Annotated in this window: 17 protein-coding genes; 11 read left to right on the top strand and 6 right to left on the bottom strand. The window is 59.3% G+C overall.

Annotated features, from left to right (window positions below):
* Positions 1–128: 128 nt before the first annotated feature.
* On the bottom strand, positions 129–1,484 hold the full coding sequence (locus tag G1E_RS11930; protein ID WP_029887010.1) for a sigma-54 dependent transcriptional regulator: 1,356 nt from the start codon (positions 1,482–1,484) through the stop codon (positions 129–131).
* Entirely contained in the window at positions 1,484–2,701 is a 1,218-nt protein-coding gene (locus tag G1E_RS11925) for a PAS domain-containing sensor histidine kinase (RefSeq protein ID WP_009684226.1), read from the bottom strand. The genes G1E_RS11930 and G1E_RS11925 overlap by 1 nt, the downstream gene beginning before the upstream one ends.
* Before the next feature lie 277 nt (positions 2,702–2,978).
* On the opposite strand from G1E_RS11925, the gene ihfB reads away from it, so the two are divergent.
* The 11 genes from ihfB (at position 2,979) to G1E_RS11870 (ending at position 17,757) form a co-directional block, all read left to right on the top strand.
* Positions 2,979–3,275: an integration host factor subunit beta gene (gene ihfB, locus G1E_RS11920; RefSeq protein ID WP_003252675.1), complete on the top strand. Its 297-nt coding sequence runs from the start codon at positions 2,979–2,981 to the stop codon at positions 3,273–3,275.
* Positions 3,276–3,294: 19 nt separating this feature from the next.
* A complete protein-coding gene (locus G1E_RS11915) occupies positions 3,295–3,558 on the top strand; it encodes a lipopolysaccharide assembly protein LapA domain-containing protein (RefSeq protein WP_009685995.1) in 264 nt (87 codons plus the stop codon).
* Positions 3,559–3,660: 102 nt separating this feature from the next.
* Positions 3,661–5,094 (top strand): MBL fold metallo-hydrolase RNA specificity domain-containing protein, encoded by a 1,434-nt coding sequence (locus G1E_RS11910; protein ID WP_033691029.1) that lies wholly within the window; start codon positions 3,661–3,663, stop codon positions 5,092–5,094.
* A 324-nt stretch (positions 5,095–5,418) separates the two neighbouring features.
* Positions 5,419–6,861, top strand: a complete 1,443-nt coding sequence (locus G1E_RS11905) for a mannose-1-phosphate guanylyltransferase/mannose-6-phosphate isomerase (RefSeq protein WP_047149838.1) — start codon at positions 5,419–5,421, stop codon at positions 6,859–6,861.
* A 129-nt stretch (positions 6,862–6,990) separates the two neighbouring features.
* Positions 6,991–8,352: a phosphomannomutase/phosphoglucomutase gene (locus G1E_RS11900; protein ID WP_009685991.1), complete on the top strand. Its 1,362-nt coding sequence runs from the start codon at positions 6,991–6,993 to the stop codon at positions 8,350–8,352.
* A gap of 8 nt (positions 8,353–8,360) precedes the next feature.
* The gene (locus G1E_RS27530) at positions 8,361–9,554 is read left to right on the top strand and encodes a glycosyltransferase family 1 protein (RefSeq protein WP_084728201.1); all 1,194 of its coding nucleotides are present in this window, start codon (positions 8,361–8,363) and stop codon (positions 9,552–9,554) included.
* Positions 9,555–9,668: 114 nt separating this feature from the next.
* On the top strand, positions 9,669–10,469 hold the full coding sequence (locus tag G1E_RS11890; RefSeq protein ID WP_009685988.1) for an ABC transporter permease: 801 nt from the start codon (positions 9,669–9,671) through the stop codon (positions 10,467–10,469).
* Between the two features lies 1 nt (position 10,470).
* The gene (locus tag G1E_RS11885) at positions 10,471–11,679 is read left to right on the top strand and encodes an ABC transporter ATP-binding protein (protein WP_009685987.1); all 1,209 of its coding nucleotides are present in this window, start codon (positions 10,471–10,473) and stop codon (positions 11,677–11,679) included.
* Positions 11,680–12,040: 361 nt separating this feature from the next.
* Positions 12,041–13,246 (top strand): class I SAM-dependent methyltransferase, encoded by a 1,206-nt coding sequence (locus G1E_RS27050; RefSeq protein ID WP_165944124.1) that lies wholly within the window; start codon positions 12,041–12,043, stop codon positions 13,244–13,246.
* Positions 13,247–13,264: 18 nt separating this feature from the next.
* Complete coding sequence (locus G1E_RS11875) at positions 13,265–16,147, top strand: glycosyltransferase (protein WP_009685984.1); 2,883 nt, start codon at positions 13,265–13,267, stop codon at positions 16,145–16,147.
* Complete coding sequence (locus G1E_RS11870) at positions 16,144–17,757, top strand: glycosyltransferase family 4 protein (protein ID WP_009685983.1); 1,614 nt, start codon at positions 16,144–16,146, stop codon at positions 17,755–17,757. Before G1E_RS11875 ends, G1E_RS11870 begins: the two co-directional genes overlap by 4 nt.
* 72 nt (positions 17,758–17,829) lie before the next feature.
* Here G1E_RS11870 and G1E_RS11865 read toward each other — a convergent pair whose 3' ends face one another.
* The 4 genes from G1E_RS11865 to rfbA all read right to left on the bottom strand — a co-directional run bounded on the left by G1E_RS11865 (position 17,830) and on the right by rfbA (position 21,473).
* Positions 17,830–18,774 (bottom strand): NAD-dependent epimerase/dehydratase family protein, encoded by a 945-nt coding sequence (locus G1E_RS11865; protein ID WP_009685982.1) that lies wholly within the window; start codon positions 18,772–18,774, stop codon positions 17,830–17,832.
* A gap of 63 nt (positions 18,775–18,837) precedes the next feature.
* Positions 18,838–19,950: an acyltransferase gene (locus tag G1E_RS11860; protein ID WP_009685981.1), complete on the bottom strand. Its 1,113-nt coding sequence runs from the start codon at positions 19,948–19,950 to the stop codon at positions 18,838–18,840.
* 93 nt (positions 19,951–20,043) lie between these two features.
* Positions 20,044–20,592, bottom strand: a complete 549-nt coding sequence (rfbC, locus tag G1E_RS11855; RefSeq protein ID WP_009685980.1) for a dTDP-4-dehydrorhamnose 3,5-epimerase — start codon at positions 20,590–20,592, stop codon at positions 20,044–20,046.
* Complete coding sequence (gene rfbA, locus G1E_RS11850) at positions 20,592–21,473, bottom strand: glucose-1-phosphate thymidylyltransferase RfbA (RefSeq protein ID WP_009685979.1); 882 nt, start codon at positions 21,471–21,473, stop codon at positions 20,592–20,594. Before rfbA ends, rfbC begins: the two co-directional genes overlap by 1 nt.
* Positions 21,474–21,476: the final 3 nt, after the last annotated feature.

Here is a 21,476-nt window from a genome sequence, read left to right as displayed (position 1 = left end):
GCCCTGATGCGATCCCCGTGCGGGCTTGCCCGCGAACACCGGCGCAGCCGGTGCCATGCAGCGCGTTGGATTCTTCGCGGGCGCGCCTGCTCCCACACACGCCGCGTCGCGCGTTCGAACTGGGCCTGTCAGCCGAACAAGCTGGCCTCGACGTCAAACCCGGCATCGCGCATCTGCGCCAGTTTGTAGCGCAGGGTGCGCGGGCTGATGCCGAGCCGTTCGGCGGCTTCCTTGCGGCGGCCACGCTCAGCGCGCAAGGTATCGATGATCATCTGGTACTCGTGGCGGCGCATGTCATCCCCCAGTCCGCTGGCTTCAGCGGCGGCTGTCGGTAATGGCTCATTGCCAGCTGACAAGGGAATGGCGCCTGCCAGACAGAAATCCGCCACTTCGATCACCCCGCCCTGCTGCAGAATCAGCGCCCGCTGCAGGGCGTTGTCCAGTTCACGGACGTTGCCCGGCCAGGCGTAGCCTTGCAAACAGGCCTGTGCCTGCGCCGACAAGCGCACCGGGGCATGCTTCATCTTCGCCACATGCCGCGCCAGCAGGCGCTCGGCCAGTTGCAAAATGTCGCCAGGGCGCTCGCGCAACGGGCGCCAGGCCAGGGGGAAGACCGAAAGCCGGTAATACAGGTCTTCACGGAAACGCCCCGCGGCCACCTCGCCAGCCAGGTCGCGGTTGGTCGTGGCCAATACCCGAATGTCGAGACTGACCGGCTTGCGCCCGCCTACCCGCTCTACCTCGCGCTCCTGCAGCACCCGCAACAGCTTGGCCTGCAGTGCCATGGGCATTTCCGAAATTTCGTCGAGCAGCAAGGTGCCGCCCTCGGCCTGCTCGAACTTGCCGGGCTGGGAGGCAATGGCACCGGTAAAGGCGCCCTTTTCGTGCCCGAACAAGGTGGCTTCGAGCATGTTGTCGGGGATCGCCGCACAGTTGATCGCCACAAAGGGCTGTGCCGCCCGTGGGGATTGCTGGTGAATGTAGCGCGCCAGCACTTCCTTGCCGGTACCAGACTCACCGGAAATCAGCACGGTGGAATCGCTGCGCGCCACGCGCGCCGCCAGCTCCAGAAGCTGGCGGCTAGCCGGCTCGCAGGCCACCGGCCCCTCTTCGCCCGTGACCCGGCCGGCCGCATGCCGCTCGACCAGGCTGAGCAGCGCCTTGGGCTCGAACGGTTTGACCAGGTAATCGGCAGCCCCTTGGCGCATGGCCTCCACCGCACGCTCGACCGCCGCATGCGCGGTCATCAACAACACCGGCAACTGTGGTTGCTGGCGGCGCAACTGCGCGAGCAACTGGTGGCCATCCATGCCGGGCATGTTCACATCGCTCACCACCAGGCTGAAGGCGCCATCGTGCAAGGCCTCCAGGGCTTCCTCGGCACTTCCGACTGCCTGGTAGGCAAAGCCGCCGATTGCCAGCGTGTCACCCAGGGCCTGGCGCAATACGCGGTCATCCTCGACCAGCAGCACCTTGATCGCCATTACACGCCCTCCGCCAATTGCCCGTCGATCAACGGCAGCTCGACCCGCACGCAGGTGCCACGACCGACCTTGGAGCGCAGGCTCAGGCTGCCCTGGTGCGCCCGCACCACCGCCTTGACCACCGCCAGCCCCAGGCCGGTGCCGGTGGCCTTGGTGGTCAGAAACGGCTCACCCAGGCGCGCCAACAAGCTGGCGTCGATGCCGCTGCCGGCATCACACACGCACAGGTGCAGGGTGCGCTGGCGGCGGTACAGGTGCACTTTCAACTGCGCCGGGCCTTCGCTGGCCTGCAAGGCATTCTCGATCAGGTTGAGCAACGCCCCCACCAGGGTGTCCCGATTGCAGAGCAGCTCACCCAGGTGGCTGTCGCACTGCCAGCGCACGGCGTGCCCCTGCACATGGGCCTGGGCGGCCTGCTGCAAGGCCTGGAACAGGGCCTTGGGGGTGAGCCGATCGCCCAGCGGCAGCTCGCCACGGGCGAATACCAGCATGTCGCGCACCTGGTGTTCCAGTTCGTGCAGGCGCTCTTTCAAGGTCGCGGCAAAGCGCTGGCGGGTTTCGGCATCAAGCTCGTGCGCGCTGTCGGCCAGATGGCTGGCGTAGAGCATGGCTGCCGACAAGGGGGTACGGATCTGATGTGCCAGCGAGGCGACCATGCGCCCCAGCGCCGACAGGCGCTCATGGCGCGCCAACTGGTCCTGCAGGCGTCGGGTTTCAGTCAGGTCGTTGAGCAGCACCAACTGGCCAGGCTCGGCGTCCAGGGAACGGGTGGCGATGGACAGGCGGCGGCCGTCGCGTAGCGAGACTTCATGGCCGTCGTCCTTGCGCGGTGCAAAGCTGCGGGCGATCACCTGGCGCCACAGCTGGCCGAGCAACGGCTCGCCGAGCAGTTGGCAGGCGGCCGGGTTGGCTTCACGCACAAGGCCTTGGCCATCGATCACGATCACCCCGCCAGGCAGCAGGTCCAGCAGGTTCTGCAGGCGGTTGGCCAGGCGTTCCTTTTCACTCAGTTCGTCGATGCGCTGGGCGCTGACCACCGCCAGTTCGCCCTTCAGCTCGCTGACCCGGGCTTCGAGCAGGCTGTAGGACTGGCTCAGCTGGCTGGACACCTGATTGAACAGGGCGAAGGTGTGCTCGATACCCTGGCGGCTGTCCTGCTCGACCGGGGTATGCCCCTGCGGACCGGGGGCTCGGGATAGTTTGGCGGCCTGGGGCATCGTGCTCTCTCGCGTGGCTGACCGTCATAAAAACGGTGTGGTGCCAGCGGTGTAGCAATAGCCGTGCCGGGGATGGGGGCATAACGCTTGGCTTGAGATTTATGGCGGGGGCGCAAATCGAGCGCCGCCCGCGCGGCGCGGCCTCCCTAGACCATTCCGGTAAAACTTCAATCTTGAAATTTTTTATTAAGTCAAGATGCACCCTGTTCAAATCCTTCCCAGCGTGCTACAACCTGCTTAAGCAATGATCTAGCTGCTTGATAACGAAGGGAAAAATATGACGAAGTCGGAGCTGATCGAACGTATTGTCACCCATCAAGGGCTGCTCTCGTCCAAGGACGTGGAGTTGGCCATCAAGACCATGCTTGAACAGATGTCACAATGCCTGGCTACCGGCGACCGCATCGAGATCCGCGGTTTTGGCAGCTTCTCGCTGCACTATCGCGCCCCACGCGTGGGGCGTAACCCCAAGACCGGCCAGTCGGTCAGCCTCGAAGGCAAGTTCGTCCCGCACTTCAAGCCCGGCAAAGAGTTGCGCGACCGGGTCAACGAAGAAGATGAGGCCGAGGCCTGAGCACTCAAGGAGCAATCTGATGCGTAACCTGAAGCGCGCCCTGGCGGCTATTTTCGTGCTGCTGTTGGCGGCGGTGGTGTTGTTCTTCGTGCTGGAGAACCAGCAGCCCGTTGCGCTGGTGCTGTTCGGCTGGGCTGCGCCGGAAATGCCCGTGGCTGTCTTGGTGCTGGCAGCGCTGGTCATCGGCCTGGCTATAGGCCCGCTACTGGGCGCATACGGCGTTCAACGCAGCAAGCGCAAGATCAAGGCCTCTGCCCGGCAAGCGGCATTGAGCGGTAACTAAGGAAATTTCCTACGCCTTCCTGGGAATAGTCCGCCTATGCACAGGCTGGCCGCCATGAAGTAATAGCCCACTTCATTTATGGCCAAGTTGAGTGTGCGTAGCATGGAGTTCCCCTGCCTTTTCCATCACGGTGGCACCCGGGGTGTGACTGGGTCCTGCCACCAGTTGCACTTGGCCTCGTGTAGCAGTTTGCTGGTCGACTGTGGGTTGGAGCAGGGCACCGATGCGGCGCCTGGTGCAGAATCCGCGCCGCTCAGCTTCGATATTCAGGGCATTCGCGCGCTAATCGTCACCCACGTACATCTGGACCATGTCGGGCGCATACCTGCGCTGCTGGCTGCAGGTTACCGCGGCCCCATAATCTGCAGCGAGCCATCGGCGCGGCTATTGCCGCTGGTACTGGAGGACGCCTACAGGGTGGGCATCAACCGCGAGCCTGCTCAGGTGGCGCGGTACCTTGAACGGGTCACAAGCCTGATTGTGCCTTTGCCCTTCGAGCAGTGGCATGAAGTGGTGATGGAGCCGGGTTTGCAGTGTCGCATCCGCTTGCAGCGTGCAGGGCACCTGCTTGGGTCGGCATATGTCGAGTGCGACCTGTTGCATGGAAGTATCAACACCCGTTACGTGTTTTCAGGCGACCTGGGCAATGGTGCCAACCCATTGCTGCGCCCGCTTCGGCCCCCAGAGCGGGCAGATGTGCTGGTGCTGGAGAGTACCTACGGTGACCGCCTGCACCCGGTCAAGGGCGGTCGGCAGCAGCAGCTGGAGGCGGCAATTGATCGCGCCTTGGCCGACAAAGGCACCATTCTGATTCCGGCCTTCAGCCTGGGGCGTACGCAAGAGCTGCTGTACGAAATAGAGGATATTCTGCACTGCAAGGCATTGACCGGAGCCCGCGGCGAACCGGGTGACGAAGATCCCGTCAACTGGTCGCAGTTGCCCATCATCCTCGACTCACCCTTGGCCCAGCGTATTACCGGTGCCTACCGCGACCTGCACGAGTTCTGGAACGAAGAGGCGAGGGCGCGGCTGGCGCAAGGGCGTGATCCGCTTGGCTTCAACCAGTTGATCACAGTGGACACCCATGCCAAGCACCAGCAGGTAGTCAATTACCTCAGCAGCACCGTTCGACCGGCCATCGTCATTGCAGGCAATGGCATGTGTTCGGGCGGGCGGATTGTCAATTACCTCAAGGCCATGCTGGGGGATCGGCGGCATGAGGTGATGTTTGTGGGGTATCAGGTGAGGGGGACGCCGGGTGCGGTGATCCAGGCCAGTGAAGGGGCTGAAGGGTTGGTGCTGATTGATCTGGATGGGCAAATGTACGAAATACGCGCGAAAGTGTTGACCCTTGATGGATATTCGGGGCATGCCGACCAGGCGGGGCTGGTCGGGTTTGCAACCAGCGTGGCGCAAAGCCCCCGCAGGATTGTACTGGTGCACGGTGAGCGCCGAGCCAAAGTCGAGCTGTCCCGGGTATTGGCGCGGAGGCTTTGCGAGCTGGAGTGGGTGACGCAAATACAGATTCCCGCATAAAGTCGTTTTCCATGGAACATTCATAATCGTGATTGTCTTATGGCAGCCCTCAGGCGTTTCGCGCTCTCCCGCCAAGGCTAACGACCGGCCTAAATTGGGTGATTGCCGCGGGATAGCCAGCTGCCGGCCGGCAACCTACGAAGAAAAATCTCTGGTATTCTACGGGGTGAATCTTGCGTCTTGTGCCTATGGATGGTCGGGGATTTAAATACGCTGTGCGCTCTAATTTTCGCGCCGTTGCGCATTTGCGACGGTGATCAGCAGTAAGACACATGCCGGTTTCTTGAAGTGAAACAACATCAAGGGGCCGTTAAGGATCCGAATATGGAATTGATCCCGGTAATTTTATCCGGTGGCGTTGGTAGCCGTTTGTGGCCAGTATCCCGTGAGGCTCATCCGAAGCCGTTCATGACGTTGCCTGACGGGCAGAATCTAATCCAGAAGACCTTTCTTCGCGCAGCCCGGCTGGAAGGTGTGGTCGAAGTCCTCACCGTCACCAACCGCGAGTTGTTGTTCAAGACCGAAGACGAATATCGTACGATCAATACCAAGGGCCATGCACAGGGCTATATCCTCGAGCCATTCGGTCGCAACACGGCTGCCGCGGTGGCTGCTGCCGCGCTGCAACTGCACCAGAGCCACGGGCCGCAAGCGCATATGTTGGTGCTGGCAGCAGACCACCTTATTCAGGATGAAGTAGCTTTTTCTCGAGCTGTTGACAAGGCGATCCATCTCGCTGAACAAGGCTGGCTGGTGACGTTTGGCATCAAGCCGCAGTATCCAGAAACCGGCTTTGGCTATATCGAAGCCGCTGCCGGGGCGGCACTTGAAGGCGGGTTGAAGGTCGAGCGTTTTGTCGAAAAACCCGATGCCAAGACTGCCGAGGCTTACGTAGCGGCTGGCAACTACTTCTGGAATGCCGGTATGTTCTGCTTCCAGGTAGGCGCCGTAATTGAAGAGTTCAAAACTCATGCGCCTGATGTGCTGGAAGCTGTTGCCGCTACTCTGGAAGCTTCTCGCATTGCCTCGTCGGCAGGCTACCGCTGCCTTGCGCTTGATGCTGAAACCTTCGCCAATGTCCCTGATATTTCAATCGATTACGCCCTCATGGAGCGTTCTCGAAAGGTCGCGACCATCCCATGCGACATAGGCTGGAGCGACATAGGATCGTGGAACGCGGTCAGCGAACTTACCCCGCCGGATGAGCACGGCAACCGTTTCGAAGGCGAGGTGATGGCCTACGAAGCAACCAACAATTATGTCAGCACTGAAGATCGCCTTGCTGCCCTTGTCGGTGTGCAGGACCTGTTGGTGGTCGATACGCCCGACGCTCTGCTGATTGCCCACAAGGACCATGCCCAAGACGTCAAGCATATCGTCAAACGCCTGAAGGGCGATGGCCACGCCGCGCATTTGTTGCACCAGACGGTGCATCGTCCTTGGGGAACATACACCACGCTTGAAGACGGCGAGCGCTTCAAGATCAAGCGTATCGTGGTTAAGCCGAAAGCATCGTTGTCCCTGCAGATGCACCATCATCGTAGCGAGCACTGGATTGTGGTCAGCGGCATGGCCCTGGTGGTAAACGATGACCAGGAGCTGATGCTCAATACCAATGAATCCACGTTCATTCGTGCCGGTCACAGGCATCGCTTGCAAAACCCAGGTGTCATTGACCTAGTGCTGATTGAAGTCCAGAGCGGTGACTACCTCGGCGAAGACGACATCGTTCGTTTCGAGGACAAATACGGTCGTTGCGACGCCTGAACTCAGGTTTTTCCCGTCGGCCCGTGAGTGCCTTTTCGAGGTGCCGGGCCAATTTCATGCGACTGACCATCGCCCGCCATCCCCTTCTAGGCGTTGCACGCTCAGGCGGCAACGCATCCAGAGAGATGTATGTACGCACCTATCCAGACCCGCTGCTTCAAAGCCTATGATATCCGAGGCCAAGTTCCGGCCGACCTCAATGACGACATCGCTTATCGCATCGGGCGCGCCTTGGTGGCCCAACTGGGCGGTTGTAGCTATGTAGTGGGTCGTGACATGCGCCTGGAGAGCCCTGGCCTGGCAAGCGCTTTGGTAAAAGGCCTGACGGAAGCCGGGGTCGATGTAATCGACATCGGCTTGTGCGGTACCGAGGAGGTTTATTTCGCCACTAGTCACTACCAAGCCGACGGCGGCATCATGGTAACCGCCAGCCATAACCCCAAGGGTTACAACGGCATGAAGCTTGTACGCGAGCACTCCCGCCCGATCAGCGGTGATACAGGTTTGGCGGACATCCGTGCGCGTGTCGAAAGCGGCAATCTTGGTACTCCTGGCAAAACCCAAGGCGCTGTTCGTGAGGCATTCGACAAGAGTGCCTACATTGACCACTTGCTGACCTACGTTGATCGGTCTGCCCTCAAGCCACTCAAAGTGTTGGCTGACCCCGGGAATGGTGCAGTCGGCCCGGTGCTCGAACTGCTGAAAGCGCGCCTGCCACTGGAGATGACAATCATCAATGGGGAGCCGGATGGCAACTTCCCTAACGGTATCCCCAACCCACTGCTGCCTGAAAATCGCGACCTGACTCGGCAAGCCTTGCTCGATACGGGTGCTGATATAGGGATAGCGTTCGACGGTGATTTCGATCGCTGCTTCTTCTTCGACAACCAGGGGCGGTTCATCGAGGGTTACTATGTTGTCGGTCTGCTGGGTGAAATGCTGCTGGCCAAGCACCCAGGTAGCAAGATCATCCATGACCCGCGGCTGACATGGAATACCATTGAACAGGTCGAGGCCGCGGGCGGTATTGCCATCCAGAGCAAGACCGGCCACGCCTTCATCAAGGAAAGAATGCGTGCCGAAGATGCCGTTTATGGCGGTGAAATGAGCGCCCACCATTACTTCCGCGACTTCGCTTACTGCGACAGTGGCAATATTCCATGGTTGTTAATTGCCGAGCTGATGAGCACGACCGGGAAGAGCCTGGCGCAACTGGTGGACGAGCGCATCGAAGCTTTTCCGTGCAGCGGTGAAATAAATTATGAAGTTGGCGATGTGAAAGGCACTATCGAGCGCATCCTCGCTTTTTACCTGCCGCATAATCCAGAAGTCGACCGTACCGATGGTATCAGCGTGGCATTTGCCGACTGGCGTTTCAGCCTGCGCGGTTCGAACACCGAACCGCTGTTGAGACTGAACGTCGAGAGCCGGGGTGACAGCGCCTTGGTCGGACGCCGTGTCAACGAGATCGCGCGTTTGATCAGGGGCTGACTGGTTTCATGAAGCTTTTGCTCAATACTGAATCGCTGGTCCCGCCGTTGACCGGGATCGGGAACTATACCTTCAACCTTCTTGAGCAACTGCTTGCTCAGGAGGTAGGTGTGATCGAGTGTTTTCATGGGGCCAGGTTCTCAAGTGCAGAAGGCGCATTGGCCCAGTGTCTGGCCGCCACATCGCTCTATGTGAAGCCAGCTGCCGAGCAAGTGAAGCTCACTGGGCGTCAGGCTCTTGAAGCACATGTTCGGAGTATCCTTAAACGTTGGACGTTCACCTACCATGCCAGGGAGGCGTTGCTCAACGCACGGCGCTACTCTCGGGCAGGGGAACGCCGGCAGTACATCTATCACGAGCCGAATTTCATCCTTAAACCCCACGTAGGCCCTTGCGTGGCGACCATTCATGACCTCTCGTTCCTGCATTTTCCGCAGTTTCATCCGCGCAAACGCGTGGAGTGGCTAACTTCCAAGCTGCCTCAGACTTTGAAACGAGCGGATATGCTGATCACCGATTCGGATGTGATACGTGATGAGCTAGTGGGTGACTTCGGGGTAAGTTGCGACAGAGTGAAAACGGTATATCTGGGTGCGTCCCAGGCGTACCGGCCGCAAACGTCCGATGAAACCTGCGTGGCTCTTCAGCGGTACGGGCTTCAGCATGGGCGCTATGTATTGTTCGTGGGTACACTGGAGCCGCGCAAGGGCGTAGGCAGCCTCATTGAGGCTTGGTGCCGCCTGCCGCGGGCCGTGCGTGAGGAGTATCCACTGGTATTGGCTGGCGCACCCGGGTGGCACAATCAGGACCTTGGCGATCGCATCAAGGCCCTGGAACTCAGCCACGGCTTGCGCCAGCTTTCCTTTGTGCCGGGGGCTGACCTACCGGCCCTTTATGCCGGGGCCTCAGTATTTGCCTACCCATCGCTCTATGAAGGTTTCGGTCTGCCTGTGCTAGAGGCAATGCAATGTGGCGTGCCGGTGATCTGCACGGCAGGTACATCCATGGCCGAATTCACCCAGGGCAGTGCGTGGCTGGTGGAGGCTGGCAATATCGAACAACTGAGTGCGCAGCTCAACGACCTGCTTGGCGACCCCGCTGGCCGCTCCGCATTGGCGGATGCCGGCTTGAAGCGTGCTGCCGAATTTTCCTGGGGGCGTTGTGCTGAGGAGACGCTGGGGGTCTACCGTGAAATCGGCTAGTAGCCGGGCGGCCTTACCAAGTGCCATGCCTGGCATAGCCTGCGCCGTACGTTACAGATTGGGCGCGAATACCTTACATACAGGAAGTCTTATGAACATGGTGAGTCGAATACAATGAATACGCCGCTGTCTTTGATAAAAGACGTACTGCGCTATCGGGGTCTGATCTTTGCGATCACCCTGCGTGAGATCAAAAGCCGTTATGCGGGCTCTACTTTCGGTGCCCTGTGGTTGGTGGTGCCACCGATTTTCATGGTGTTTATCTATACGGTGATCTTCTCGCGCCTGATGCAGGCGCGGATGCCCGGTATTGAGCACCAGTATGCTTACAGTATATACCTCTGCGCGGGGCTGATTACCTGGAACCTGCTGCTTGAGTTGGTACAGCGGGGCAAGGGTGTATTTCTTGAGCATGCGAACCTGATCAAGAAGTCCAGCTTTCCCAAGTTCATCCTATTCATTCCAGTCATCGCGACGGCGGCGCTGAACAGCTTGATCCTGCTGGTGCTGGTGGTCATGTTCATGTTGGTGTCGGGCTTCCCGATCATGCCTACGACGCTGGTATTGATTCCGGTGTTGGCCACTGTCGTATTGCTGGGGGTTGCAGTAGGGGCCTTGCTGGCGACATTGAACGTATTCTTTCGCGATATCGGCCAGTTGAGCGATGTTTTTTTCCAAGCACTGTTCTGGGCCACCCCGATCGTCTATCCGCTGAGCATATTGTCTGAACATGTACAGTCGATGCTGTCGTGGAACCCCGTTTTCCCAATGGTACTGACGGCGCAGAAAGCATTGTTGGGTGAACCGGTCGGGATGTCCCAATTGGCTTACCCGCTTGGCTTCGCTGTTATCGTCTTCATCCTGGCTGTTGTGTTGTACCAACGCAGCTACAACGACTTGCTCGATCAGATCTGACATGACAATTCAAGTAAACCAGGTAGGTAAGGCCTATCCGAAACTCAAAGGTCGCTGGCACGCACTAGGTACTTGGCTCGGGCTGTGTAAACGCGACCAGAACTGGATTATCCGGGATGTCAGCTTCAAGGTAGGGCAGGGCGAATCGGTGGGCATCATTGGCGTCAACGGCGCCGGCAAGAGTACCTTGCTGAAGATGATCACCGGCACAGCGATGCCAACCGAGGGCTCGATCACCACCACTGGCCGCATTGCCGCGCTGCTCGAGCTGGGCATGGGTTTTCATCCCGAGTTCACTGGCCGGCAAAACGTTGCGTTAGCGGGGCGCATGCAAGGGCTCGAGCGTGCGGAAATTATCGCGCTGATGCCGGAAATTGAAGCATTTGCCGAAATTGGCCACTATTTCGACATGCCTGTCCGAACCTATTCATCGGGCATGTTCGTGCGCCTCGCGTTCAGTGTGGCGACAGCTGTGCGCCCTGAAGTCCTGATTGTTGACGAAGCATTGGCGGTAGGCGACGCCTACTTCCAGCACAAGTCGTTCGCGCGCATTCGTGAGTTTCGCGAGCAGGGCACGACCTTGCTGTTCGTTTCCCATGACCCAGGTGCCATCAAAAGCCTTTGCGACCGTGCGATCTTGCTGGGCGACCACAAGATGCTGATGGATGGCCGCCCCGATGAAGTACTGGATTACTACAACGCGCTGATTGCCCGCAAGGAAGAAGGATCGCTGCAGGCCCAGGCTGTAAATGCGCCGTATGCTGGGCGCTCGGGCAATGGCAAGGCTCGGATCGAGGAGCTTACCCTCAGCAGCAATGGCCGAGCGGCGACCATGCTGGAGGTAGGCGCGCCGCTCACATTGAGCCTGAAGATCCGCTCCAATGAGCCTATCTATGATTTGTCGCTGGGCTTCATGTTCAAGGATCGCACTGGCTACGACATTTTCGGTACAAACACTTGGTTGCGTGGAGAGTTGCGCGACCTGGGTGTCGAGGCTGGCAAGGAACAGACGCTGACCGTGACCATTCCAGCCTTCAATGTCGGGCCCGGAAGCTACAGCCTTACCCTTGCCTTGCATGGGGGCGCCGATCACATCGAGGACAACTTCGACTGGTGGGACAAGGCTGTTGTGTTCAATGTGATTGGCAACAGCAGCTACAAACATTTCGCCGGGGTATGCGCCATGCAGGCAGAGTTCAAGCTTGACTGAGGCGTTTGAGAGGTGCCCGGCTTGAACAAGGCCGAGGGTCTTGCCCATTGGGGCTTGCTCGACGCTAGCAAGACGACCTGCGTAGAATGACGGCCTCTGGTGTTCCCGTAGCGTACGAAGCTAGTGCCATACACTCATCCGCCTACACTGGCCACTCAACCAGTTTTGAACACAAATAATGACTATCGATCTTAAAAAACTGCAAAAAACCATTCAGGCTGAAGTCAATCGTCGCGAGTATGAGCGAGTTACTGCCAGTGCCGATAGTGCAAAGCTGCCTAGTAATGTACCCAACGACATTGTACGTACTTTCGAGCTTTTGGATCTTGAAGGGTACCTGCCGCCCAAGCCTGAAGCGCCAGTGCAACCTGAAGTAGCGGCCACCCCAGCGGCCAACGACGACACCCCGCAAGCCCAGACGCCGCCGCCGAGCCTGTATCGCCGGCTGCGCGGGTTGCCGATAGTCGGCAAGCTCTTCAGCCACCCGCGTATCATGAATTTCCTCACCAGGGTGCGGCAGCGCCCTGGTGGTGCCACGCTGAAAAACCTGTTCATTACCCTGGCACACGCGGTAGCCGTGCGTGTTCCCGGTGTCTTGCGCATGCGGCAGGTGCTTGCCGTGGTGCGTCACCTGCCCGAACGAGTGGGCGCGTTGGAGTGGCACATCGCCGACGGTGCTGCTCGTTTGCGCAACGTCGCTGTGCAAGTACAGAACCAGACCAACCAAAGCCTTTACACCCACGGTTTGGCAATCCAGCAGAACGAGCAGTACCTGATAGAGCGCATGCGCCGTCTGGAGCAGATGCTACGCGAACAAACCTTGACCATTGCCGAACTTCAGGCAGCACGACCGCGGCTCGACAACGCTGCCCAGGCAATGCCGGCGGTGGTAGATGAACCGGGCATGCCGGCAGAGCTCTACCTGGAGTTCGAGGCCAGTTTCCGTGGGGCGCCTGAAATGATCCGCGAACGGCTGAAGCGGAACCTTGACTACTTCCGGAATGATCCAGAGCTGGTTCAGTTGCCAGTGCTGGACTTGGGCTGTGGTCGCGGCGAGTGGTTGCAACTGCTCAAGGAAGAAGGCATCCCGGCGATCGGCGTCGACTCCAACAGTGCGATGATTGAGAACTGCAAGCAGTCCGGTCTTGAAGTCTACATGGGCGATGCGCTGCAGTATCTGGCAGCTATGCCTGCCAACAGCCTGGCGGGGCTTACTGCCTTCCATATCATCGAACACTTGCCATTAAACGTTCTAGTTCGCCTGATTGATGAGGCTCGTCGTGTCGTGTGCCCTGGTGGCGTTGTTTTGTTTGAAACGCCAAACCCGGAAAACCTGATTACCGGGGCCTGCAATTTCTACGTCGACCCTACGCACCGCAACCCATTGCCACCCGCGCTGGTGGCGTTCCTACTCAAGGCGCGTGGGTTCGAGCGAGTTGAAATCGACCGTCGACACCCGGGTGACCCTTCCCTGTTGCTGCAAGGCAACGATGAAGCCATCACCACCCCTCTCAACCGATTGCTGTTTGGCCCACAGGACTACGCCGCCATCGGTTATGCGCCCTGAACAGGTTGAATTGATTCCATGCATCTGATTATCTGCAACGAGCGCCTGCTGTTCCGTTTTGGCGTAGACCGTGTATTGCTGCTGCTGGCGCAAGGCCTCAAGGCCTCGGGTTGGCACATTACCTTTGTCGCCCAGCGCGCCAACCATGATGTATTGCGCCGTATCACTGACGATATCCATACCCCGCCAGAGCATCTGGGGCCGTATACCGACCTGGATCAGGTGACTGCCGAATGGTTACGCGACAACCGTCATCTCTTCTCGCCGGCCGGTAGTGACCCGTCCGGCACGGTAGCGCTGATCGGCGGTTGGCCGTTCTATGCCTCGATTGCAGTCTTCCGCCAGTGGGGCGTACCCACCGTGGCGCTAGATTGCGGTGGTGTCCCTTATGAAGATATGAAGGGCCCTGCGCGTATGGTGCAGGAGCGCTTGCGCGCCCAGCGTCGCGAATACCTTCCCGAAGCGCGAGTGGTCACCCCGATCAGCCATTTTGTATCGCGTAGCCAGAGCTTGCCCGATGCTGGCCCCGAAGTAGAAATCGCCATGATTCACCTGGGCGCTGACCACTTGGCCGGTGGTGTTGACCAAAGCCTGTGGCTACATGGTCATCAGGTGGCTGGTGATCAGGCTGGCGCCGATCCAGCCGACGGCCCCATGATCATCAACCTGGGCCGCTGGGAAACCGGTAACTACAAAAATAGCGAAGGGCTTTACCCGATTGCCCGGCAAATCATTGCCGTACACCCCAAAGCACGTTTCAGCGTACTGGCGACTGCCGACGAACTGAAACTGCCGGCTGACCTAGTGGGGTATATCTTGCCTTTGGGCCACCCCAGCGATGCCGAACTGTCTGCATTGATGGCCAACGCCCAGTTGGGCTTGAGCGTATCGCACTGGGAAGGTTTCAACTTGCCGCTGGCCGAGATGCAGCAGTTGCGCAAGCCTGTGCTGGTGTTGAATATTGGCGCGCATCCCGAAGTGGTTGCCGACGCTCGGCAGCTTTGTGCCGACGAGCACGATATGGCTGCAAAGGCACTGCGGGTGCTTGCGGGCGACCTGCTGACAGGCCCCGAATGGGAAGCCAACCTGGACAACTTCCAGCAGACCTTTACCTGGAAGCGCACCATCAAGGCATACGCCGATTTGCTCGCCACCTTGAATCCTATCCAGGAATTGCCCGTACCTAAGCTTGTCATCGACACCAGCGCCTGCCTGCGCGATACCGCCAACACGGGCGTGGCGCGGGTAGTGCGTAGCCTTACCCGTAAGTTGCAGGACTTTGGCGAGCCACTGTTCGTGACCTGGGACGAAACCTTGCGCGAGTATGTGCTGCCCACCGAGGGTGAGTATCACAACCTGGCTTTGTACGGCGGCCCCAAACCTGACCCGCAACACTACGTACTGCCCCGCTCCCCGGCCCACCGTCGGCAGACGTTGTCCAGCCTTGGGGGCAGAGCCCTGCGCGGTGGCTGGTTGCTGCAAAGCGAGATCGTCTTCGAGCGGCAAGGACCTGCACGCCGTGCCGCAGCCCGGCAGCTAGGCCTCAACGTTGCGGCGATTTTCTACGACGCCATTCCGGTCACGCACCCCGAATGGGTTGCCGATACCGCTATTCGTGACAACCACGCTGCTTACATGCGTGGCCTGGCCGAGACCGACCGCGTGCTACCGATTTCTCCGGATGCCGGTAAGCAGTTGCAAGCCTTCTGGGAGCGTGAAGGCATCAACCCGCATGCCCACGTTAAAACCTGCTGGATTCCCGGCGAATTGACCGCATCTGTACGAGCTACTACGCCGGCTGCTGCGCCTGGTGCGGGTGAACCGCTGCGTATCCTGTGCGTTTCGACACTCGAACCGCGCAAGAACCACAAAGTGCTGCTCGAAGCTGTCTCTCGCCTGGCCAGAGACTACCCGCAACTGGACTGGCAACTGGACCTGATCGGCAATCGGTATGCTGGTGCCGACCATATTGTCGATGCAGTACGTGCGGCCAATGCTGCTGACCCGCGCATTGTCTGGCACGGGGTGGTCGACGATGCCACCCTCAACGACTATTACGCCAAAGCCCATGTCAGCGTGTATGCCTCCCTCGTAGAAGGTTATGGCATGCCGATCGTCGAATCGCTTTGGCATGCGCGTCCCTGCATCTGCCATAACGGCGGGGTAATGGCCGAGCTGGCGGCGGAAGGTGGTTGCCGTACAGTAGACATGACTGACCCCGATGCACTCGCCAGGCAAATCTATGCGCTGGCAAGCGAGCCGCAGGCTTACCTGAAACTGGCCAGCGAAGCCGTGGCCCGGCCAATCCTGACCTGGCGCAGCTACGCGCGGGCCATGCTGCGGCAATTGGCCAGTCACACATTGCGAACGGTTGCCAAGCCGTTGCCGCGCCAGTGGCAACATTTGCTGATCGACCCGCAGCTACAATTGGTGGACGAGCCTGGTCAACTAGCCTTGGCTTGCCTGCTGCACCAGCGGCCGGCCCAATGCGCACTGCTGCTGGGCGAGCATCCCCAATGGGTTACCGACTTGATCGGCCACCACGCACTGCGAGCTTGGCAAGTGGCGGATGGGACCCTGTTGGGTGACGTAAGCCGACAAGGCGCGATTAGCCGTATTGAAGCGCCCGTGGATGCAGCCTTGCCGTTGCTGCTGGCCGAGTTGCGCGACAACGAAATTACCGTCGACTTGGTCGTGCTGGCAGCCGAGCCGTACAACCCTGCATTGCGTGAAGCGCTCAGCCCGTTACTGACGGGGCAGGCTGAAGGGCTGCTGTTAATAGCGCAAGGCCTGAGTGCAGAGACAACGCTGGCATTGGGCTTGCCACCCGAAGCTGCTATCGAGCTGCCAGGGTTGCGTGGCTATCATTACCCTCTGGTGAAGCTAGGGGCGGATAAATGAAGGTTCTGGTCATCTCCAACTTCTTCCCGCCGCACGTCATTGGTGGCGCGGAGATCATAGCCTACCACCAGGCCCGGGCGTTGGCAGCGCGGGGCCATGAAGTGCGCGTGCTGGCAGGGGATAACAGCCGTGGCCTGCCAGGCTATCCCATTGAGCAGGAGATGTTCGATGGGCTGCCGGTTACGCGCGTTTCACTCACTTATCTGGATTTTGCGCCCACCGGCAACAATGTCGCTCACCTGGGCGTAGAGCGAATTTTCCTTCGACTCATCGCCGATTGGCGCCCCGATGTGATTCATGCGCACCACATGGCTGGCCTGTCGCTCGGTATTCTGCAGTTGGCCCGGGCGCGCGGCATTCGTATCGCGCTGACTTTGCACGACCACTGGGGTTTCTGCATGAACAGTACGCGGATCACCACCCAGGACACGCTGTGCCAAGACAGCACGCAGTGCCACAAATGCCACTCGCATATCTACAACGGCGACCTCTTGCTGCCGCAGCGTATGCGGCAGGACTACCTTCGCTGGCAGTTGGATGCAGTCGACCACTTCATTTCGCCCAGCCACTACCTGGCGCAAACCTACATCGCCAACGGCCTGCCCGCCGAACGCATGAATGTGATCGCCAATGGCATCGAGCTGGAGCGTTTCAGTTCAACCACACCTGCGCCCCCCGGCCCTCGCCTGAATGTGCTTTTCACGGGCTACATGGGGGGCCATAAAGGTGTGCCGTCCCTGCTCAAGGCGTTGGCTTTGCTGCCGCCTGACAAGGTGCATGTCGACATGGTTGGCGACGGCCATATGCTCGAAAGCTACAAGGCTGAACTGCGAGCAATCGCCCCGCGTCTTTCGGCAAAGTTCTGGGGACGGTTGCCAAACGCGCGTATTGCCGAGCGTTTCGCCCAGGCCCACGTGTTCGTGCTGCCATCGGTGTGCCCGGAGAATCAGCCAGTGACTATTACCGAAGCCATGGCCTGCGGCCTGGCCGTAGTCGGTTCGCGTATCGGGGGTATTCCGGAGCTGGTGGATGAAGGCGTTACAGGCCAGCTCTTTGAGCACGGCAATGCTGAAGAGCTGGCACGTTGCCTGCGTCTCTATATTGACCAGCCAGAGCTGCTGGCGGCCCATGGTAAAGCCGGTCGGGAACGGATCCAGGCTTATGCCTTCGACCTGCAAATAGACCGCATTGAAGCACTGCTCGCCGGCCCAGGGGCTGAGCGTGGCGAGCAGATGCAACTGATTGCCTGTCACGGGGCGCCCTTGGCCAGTACATTCGATACAGTACTCAAGGCGTTGTGCCCGGTGCCGGCCAACCGGCCCCAGCCAGCGAGCCAGCCATGCTGCGTTCCGGCAAACTGGATCGCGCCGGAACAGGCAGATGTGCTCTGGGTGGCAGGGCCCACCGCTCATGATCCGGATGCAGCCATGCAGCTAATCGAAGCCTACCGGGCACAGGGCAAGCAGGTGGTGGTGGATGAACGGCACCTGCTCGTGGCCCGCAATACCGAATCAGCCCTGCTGGCGCGGGGTGGAGCAGAGGTTGCATTGGGCCTGGAATACCTGCTGGCTTATGTCAAAGAGCCTGAAGCCGACATTGTTATCCAGTGACTGTGCAAGGCTGACCCGCGTTGCACGGAACATGGCGACGGGCCTGTTCCGCGCAATTCAACGCACCCTGGTTCAAGGCGTCAGCAGTTGGGCAAGGCCCTCGCTGATGGGGGTTGGTTCAGGCAATTCAAACATGCTCAACAGCCGCTGGTTGTTGGCCCTGGAATGGCGGATATCGCCGGGCCGCGCAGGCTGGTAGTTGACCTCTGGCGTCTTGCCGAGTACCTGCGACAGAGCCGCCAATACCTGATTGAGTGAAGTTGCCTGGTTCAAGCCTACGTTGACTGCACCCGTTACGGCGCCGGGACGTTCCAGACCCTGCATCAGCAGCTTTATGAGGTCGCTGACAAAAACGAAATCACGGGTTTGCTCGCCATCACCAAACACCGAAACAGGCAGGCTTTTTTGCGACCTTTCGGCAAAAATACTGATCACGCCGGAGTAGGGCGAGGATGGATCCTGACGCGGGCCGTAAATATTGAAGAAGCGGAAAACCACCGGCTCCACGCCGTGTTGGCGCTGGTAGAAATCCAGATAATATTCGCTCGCCAGCTTGTCAGATGCATACGGGGTCAATGGCGCTTTGGGCGTATCTTCGGCAATGGACGCCCCTTCGCCGTTGTTGCCATAAACCGCTGCGCTGGACGCGAACAGTACACGCTTCACACCTGCCAAACGCATAGCCTCGCACACATTCAAGGTGCCGATGAAATTGCTCTGGTGGGTGCGCACAGGGTCATCCACCGATGCCTGCACCGAAGCCACCGCTGCCAGATGTACCACCGCTTGGCAGCCGCTTACTGCCTGCGCTACCAAGACGGCATCGGCCACATCGCCCTCTATGAGTTGCAATCGCGGGTTGGCCAGTTGCAAGTTGCTGCGCTTGCCTGTGGACAGGTTATCAAGCACGCGCACTGTGCGGCCGCTGGCAAGCAAAGCATCGGCGAGGTGTGAGCCAATGAAGCCCGCACCGCCAGTGATAAGGATGGGGGCGTCGGGCGAAAAGTTTTTTGGCATACGAGTATCCAGGCTGCAAATAAGAAAGATGCTGTGACAGTGAGTTCAGGTGCGCGCGGCCAATCATGCCTGCATCTGCTTGCCGGGCCTACTTACGCCAGCCAGCCAGCGTGCGCGCAAGTAGCGCTGAACCGGGCGCTCGAACCATCGGTGGCAGGCAAGGCTCAGGGGTACCAATACCGCGAAGAACAACAGCATGACCCAAGGTTGGTAAAAGATTTCGCGAACAAAGCCCAAGCTATCGAGCACCAGGGCAAACACTAGCTGCAGCGGAAAATGCAGCAAGTATGAGGCGTAACTGATGTCTCCGACCCATGCGGTCGAGCGCAGCAGGGCTGGCCGGTGCATGCCGGCTGCCGCCAGCATTGCCAAGGTGGCGGGGAAGCACAGGCACATGACGAAATAAACATTAACGCTAGGCGCTAGGTGTAGTTGGTAAACCCAGGCCGCTACGGCGATGCCGGTGGTGATAGCCAGCGCCATCCCACTGCCAGCCAGGCGGCGCAGGTGCACCAGCAGTGCATAGGCGAGGCCGCCGATGTAAAAGCACAGCAACCCGCTGCCGATCTTGTAGCTGCCCGGGTATAGCAGCAGACCAACGCAAGCGACCGCGGCCGCTAACAGCCAGCGCCAACGGCCAGCCAGACAGATCACAAAGAACGAAGCGTAGAGCAACACTTCGACCGATACCGACCAGATAGGCGCGTTGTACGACCAGCCCTTTTCGAACCCCCAAGCTGGGGCCAGCAGCAGGTTGAGCAGGGCATGGTAGCTGTCGTTGTACTGATACACGAAGGCGTTCGAGTTATAGGTCGTGTAAATCCACTGAAGGCCAGCTACCAGTGCGAAGGACAGCAAGTGAAGAGGGTACAGCCGACTGAAGCGATCAACCGCAAACCTGCCGAGGGGAATTTGGCGCGCGGCAATCGCATTTGAGAACAACCAGAAGAAGACGAACCCCGAGATCGAGAAAAACAGCTGAACGGCAAGCCCACCGTATTGGTAGAGTGGTGTCAGCGCCGTAAAGAAGGGCTGGCGCGCCGGGTCAAAGCCGGCAGGGCTGTCACCTACATAGAAAAAATGCTGCCAGTGCCAGAAAACCACGCTGAGGGCAGCGATACCGCGCAGCGTATCCAAGGTGTACAGCCGGTCGGCTGGGGCAGCAGGAGCAGTCATTGACACTTCACTGGCGGGCAAAAGGGAAATGCTGTCACCCGCCGATGTGAAGTGTCAATGCACGTTAAGCAATACAAGAAATTGCCTAACGCTTCAGTCGAATACCTCAGCCAGGCTCAGCGCCACACCCTGCTGATCTTTGCCAGACAATTGCGGCTGGCCATCAAATCGCCAATCGATGGCGATTTGCGGATCGTCCCAAGCAATGCACCGTTCGCTCTTTGCAGAGTAGAAGTCGGTGGTTTTGTAGACAAACTCCGCCGTCTCGCTCAGGGTAACGAAACCGTGTGCGAAACCTGCCGGGATCCATAGCTGTTGCTTATTTTCAGCCGACAGCACAGCCCCAACCCATTTGCCGAAGGTTGGCGATGAACGCCGAATGTCCACGGCCACGTCAAACACTTCACCCTGGATTACGCGCACCAGCTTGCCCTGGGCGTGCGGTGCCAGCTGATAGTGCAGGCCACGCAGCACGCCTTTAACCGAGCGCGAATGGTTGTCTTGTACAAAGTCGGGCTGCAGCCCGGTGACTTCGGTGAAAACACGGGCGTTGTAGCTTTCGTAGAAAAAGCCGCGGTCGTCGCCGAATACCTTGGGGGTAAACAGGACTACTTCTGGGATATCGAGCGCAATGGCTTGCATCAGAATACCTTCTCTTTCAGCAAGTTTTGCAGATACTTGCCGTAACCGTTTTTCAGCATGGGTTGAGCCAGCCGCTCGAGTTGCTCGGCGTCGATCCAGCCAGCGCGGTAGCAAATTTCTTCAGGGCAGGCCACTTTCAAGCCCTGACGGCGCTCCATCGTGGCGATGTATTGGCTTGCTTCGAGCAGGCTGTCGTGCGTACCGGTGTCGAGCCATGCGTAGCCGCGGCCCATGATTTCAACCTGCAACTGCTGCTGTTGCAGGTAGAGATTGTTGAGGTCGGTGATTTCCAGCTCGCCGCGCGCGGAGGGCTTCAGGTCGCGGGCCAGGTCGACGACTTGGTTGTCATAGAAATACAGGCCAGTGACGGCATAGCTCGACTTTGGAACAGCCGGTTTTTCTTCCAGAGACAACACACGGCCGCTGTCGTCGAACTCAGCCACGCCGTAGCGCTCTGGGTCGTGCACGTGATAGGCGAATACCGACGCACCGGAATCCCGCTTGTCGGCATTCAGCAGCAGCGCCTGGAAGTCATGGCCGTAGAATATATTGTCACCCAGTACCAGCGCAGATGGGTCATTACCAATAAAGTCAGCGCCTATGGTAAACGCCTGCGCCAACCCGTCCGGGCTCGGTTGTACCGCGTAAGACAGGTTCAGGCCCCATTGGCTGCCATTGCCCAGCAACTGTTCGAAGCGTGGGGTGTCTTGCGGGGTAGAAATGACCAGGATGTCCCGGATCCCGGCTAGCAGCAGCGTGCTGAGCGGGTAATAGATCATCGGTTTGTCATAGACCGGCAGCAGCTGCTTCGAAACCGAAAGTGTGGCCGGATGCAAGCGTGTACCCGAACCGCCAGCCAGAATAATTCCTTTACGAGCCATGAG

This window comes from Pseudomonas sp. TJI-51, from assembly GCF_000190455.2.
In the GTDB taxonomy this organism is placed as follows: Bacteria; Pseudomonadota; Gammaproteobacteria; order Pseudomonadales; family Pseudomonadaceae; genus Aquipseudomonas; species Aquipseudomonas juntendi.
This window is presented reverse-complemented; position numbering and strand designations above follow the sequence as displayed.

What these genes read in the sequence shown, in the direction of transcription:
- G1E_RS11930 (WP_029887010.1), bottom strand. Translation starts at nt 1,484, where the DNA reads ATGGCGATCAAGGTGCTGCTGGTCGAGGATGACCGCGTATTGCGCCAG.
- G1E_RS11925 (WP_009684226.1), bottom strand. Translation starts at nt 2,701, where the DNA reads ATGCCCCAGGCCGCCAAACTATCCCGAGCCCCCGGTCCGCAGGGGCAT.
- ihfB (WP_003252675.1), top strand. Translation starts at nt 2,979, where the DNA reads ATGACGAAGTCGGAGCTGATCGAACGTATTGTCACCCATCAAGGGCTG.
- G1E_RS11915 (WP_009685995.1), top strand. Translation starts at nt 3,295, where the DNA reads ATGCGTAACCTGAAGCGCGCCCTGGCGGCTATTTTCGTGCTGCTGTTG.
- G1E_RS11910 (WP_033691029.1), top strand. Translation starts at nt 3,661, where the DNA reads ATGGAGTTCCCCTGCCTTTTCCATCACGGTGGCACCCGGGGTGTGACT.
- G1E_RS11905 (WP_047149838.1), top strand. Translation starts at nt 5,419, where the DNA reads ATGGAATTGATCCCGGTAATTTTATCCGGTGGCGTTGGTAGCCGTTTG.
- G1E_RS11900 (WP_009685991.1), top strand. Translation starts at nt 6,991, where the DNA reads ATGTACGCACCTATCCAGACCCGCTGCTTCAAAGCCTATGATATCCGA.
- G1E_RS27530 (WP_084728201.1), top strand. Translation starts at nt 8,361, where the DNA reads ATGAAGCTTTTGCTCAATACTGAATCGCTGGTCCCGCCGTTGACCGGG.
- G1E_RS11890 (WP_009685988.1), top strand. Translation starts at nt 9,669, where the DNA reads ATGAATACGCCGCTGTCTTTGATAAAAGACGTACTGCGCTATCGGGGT.
- G1E_RS11885 (WP_009685987.1), top strand. Translation starts at nt 10,471, where the DNA reads ATGACAATTCAAGTAAACCAGGTAGGTAAGGCCTATCCGAAACTCAAA.
- G1E_RS11875 (WP_009685984.1), top strand. Translation starts at nt 13,265, where the DNA reads ATGCATCTGATTATCTGCAACGAGCGCCTGCTGTTCCGTTTTGGCGTA.
- G1E_RS11870 (WP_009685983.1), top strand. Translation starts at nt 16,144, where the DNA reads ATGAAGGTTCTGGTCATCTCCAACTTCTTCCCGCCGCACGTCATTGGT.
- G1E_RS11865 (WP_009685982.1), bottom strand. Translation starts at nt 18,774, where the DNA reads ATGCCAAAAAACTTTTCGCCCGACGCCCCCATCCTTATCACTGGCGGT.
- G1E_RS11860 (WP_009685981.1), bottom strand. Translation starts at nt 19,950, where the DNA reads ATGACTGCTCCTGCTGCCCCAGCCGACCGGCTGTACACCTTGGATACG.
- rfbC (WP_009685980.1), bottom strand. Translation starts at nt 20,592, where the DNA reads ATGCAAGCCATTGCGCTCGATATCCCAGAAGTAGTCCTGTTTACCCCC.
- rfbA (WP_009685979.1), bottom strand. Translation starts at nt 21,473, where the DNA reads ATGGCTCGTAAAGGAATTATTCTGGCTGGCGGTTCGGGTACACGCTTG.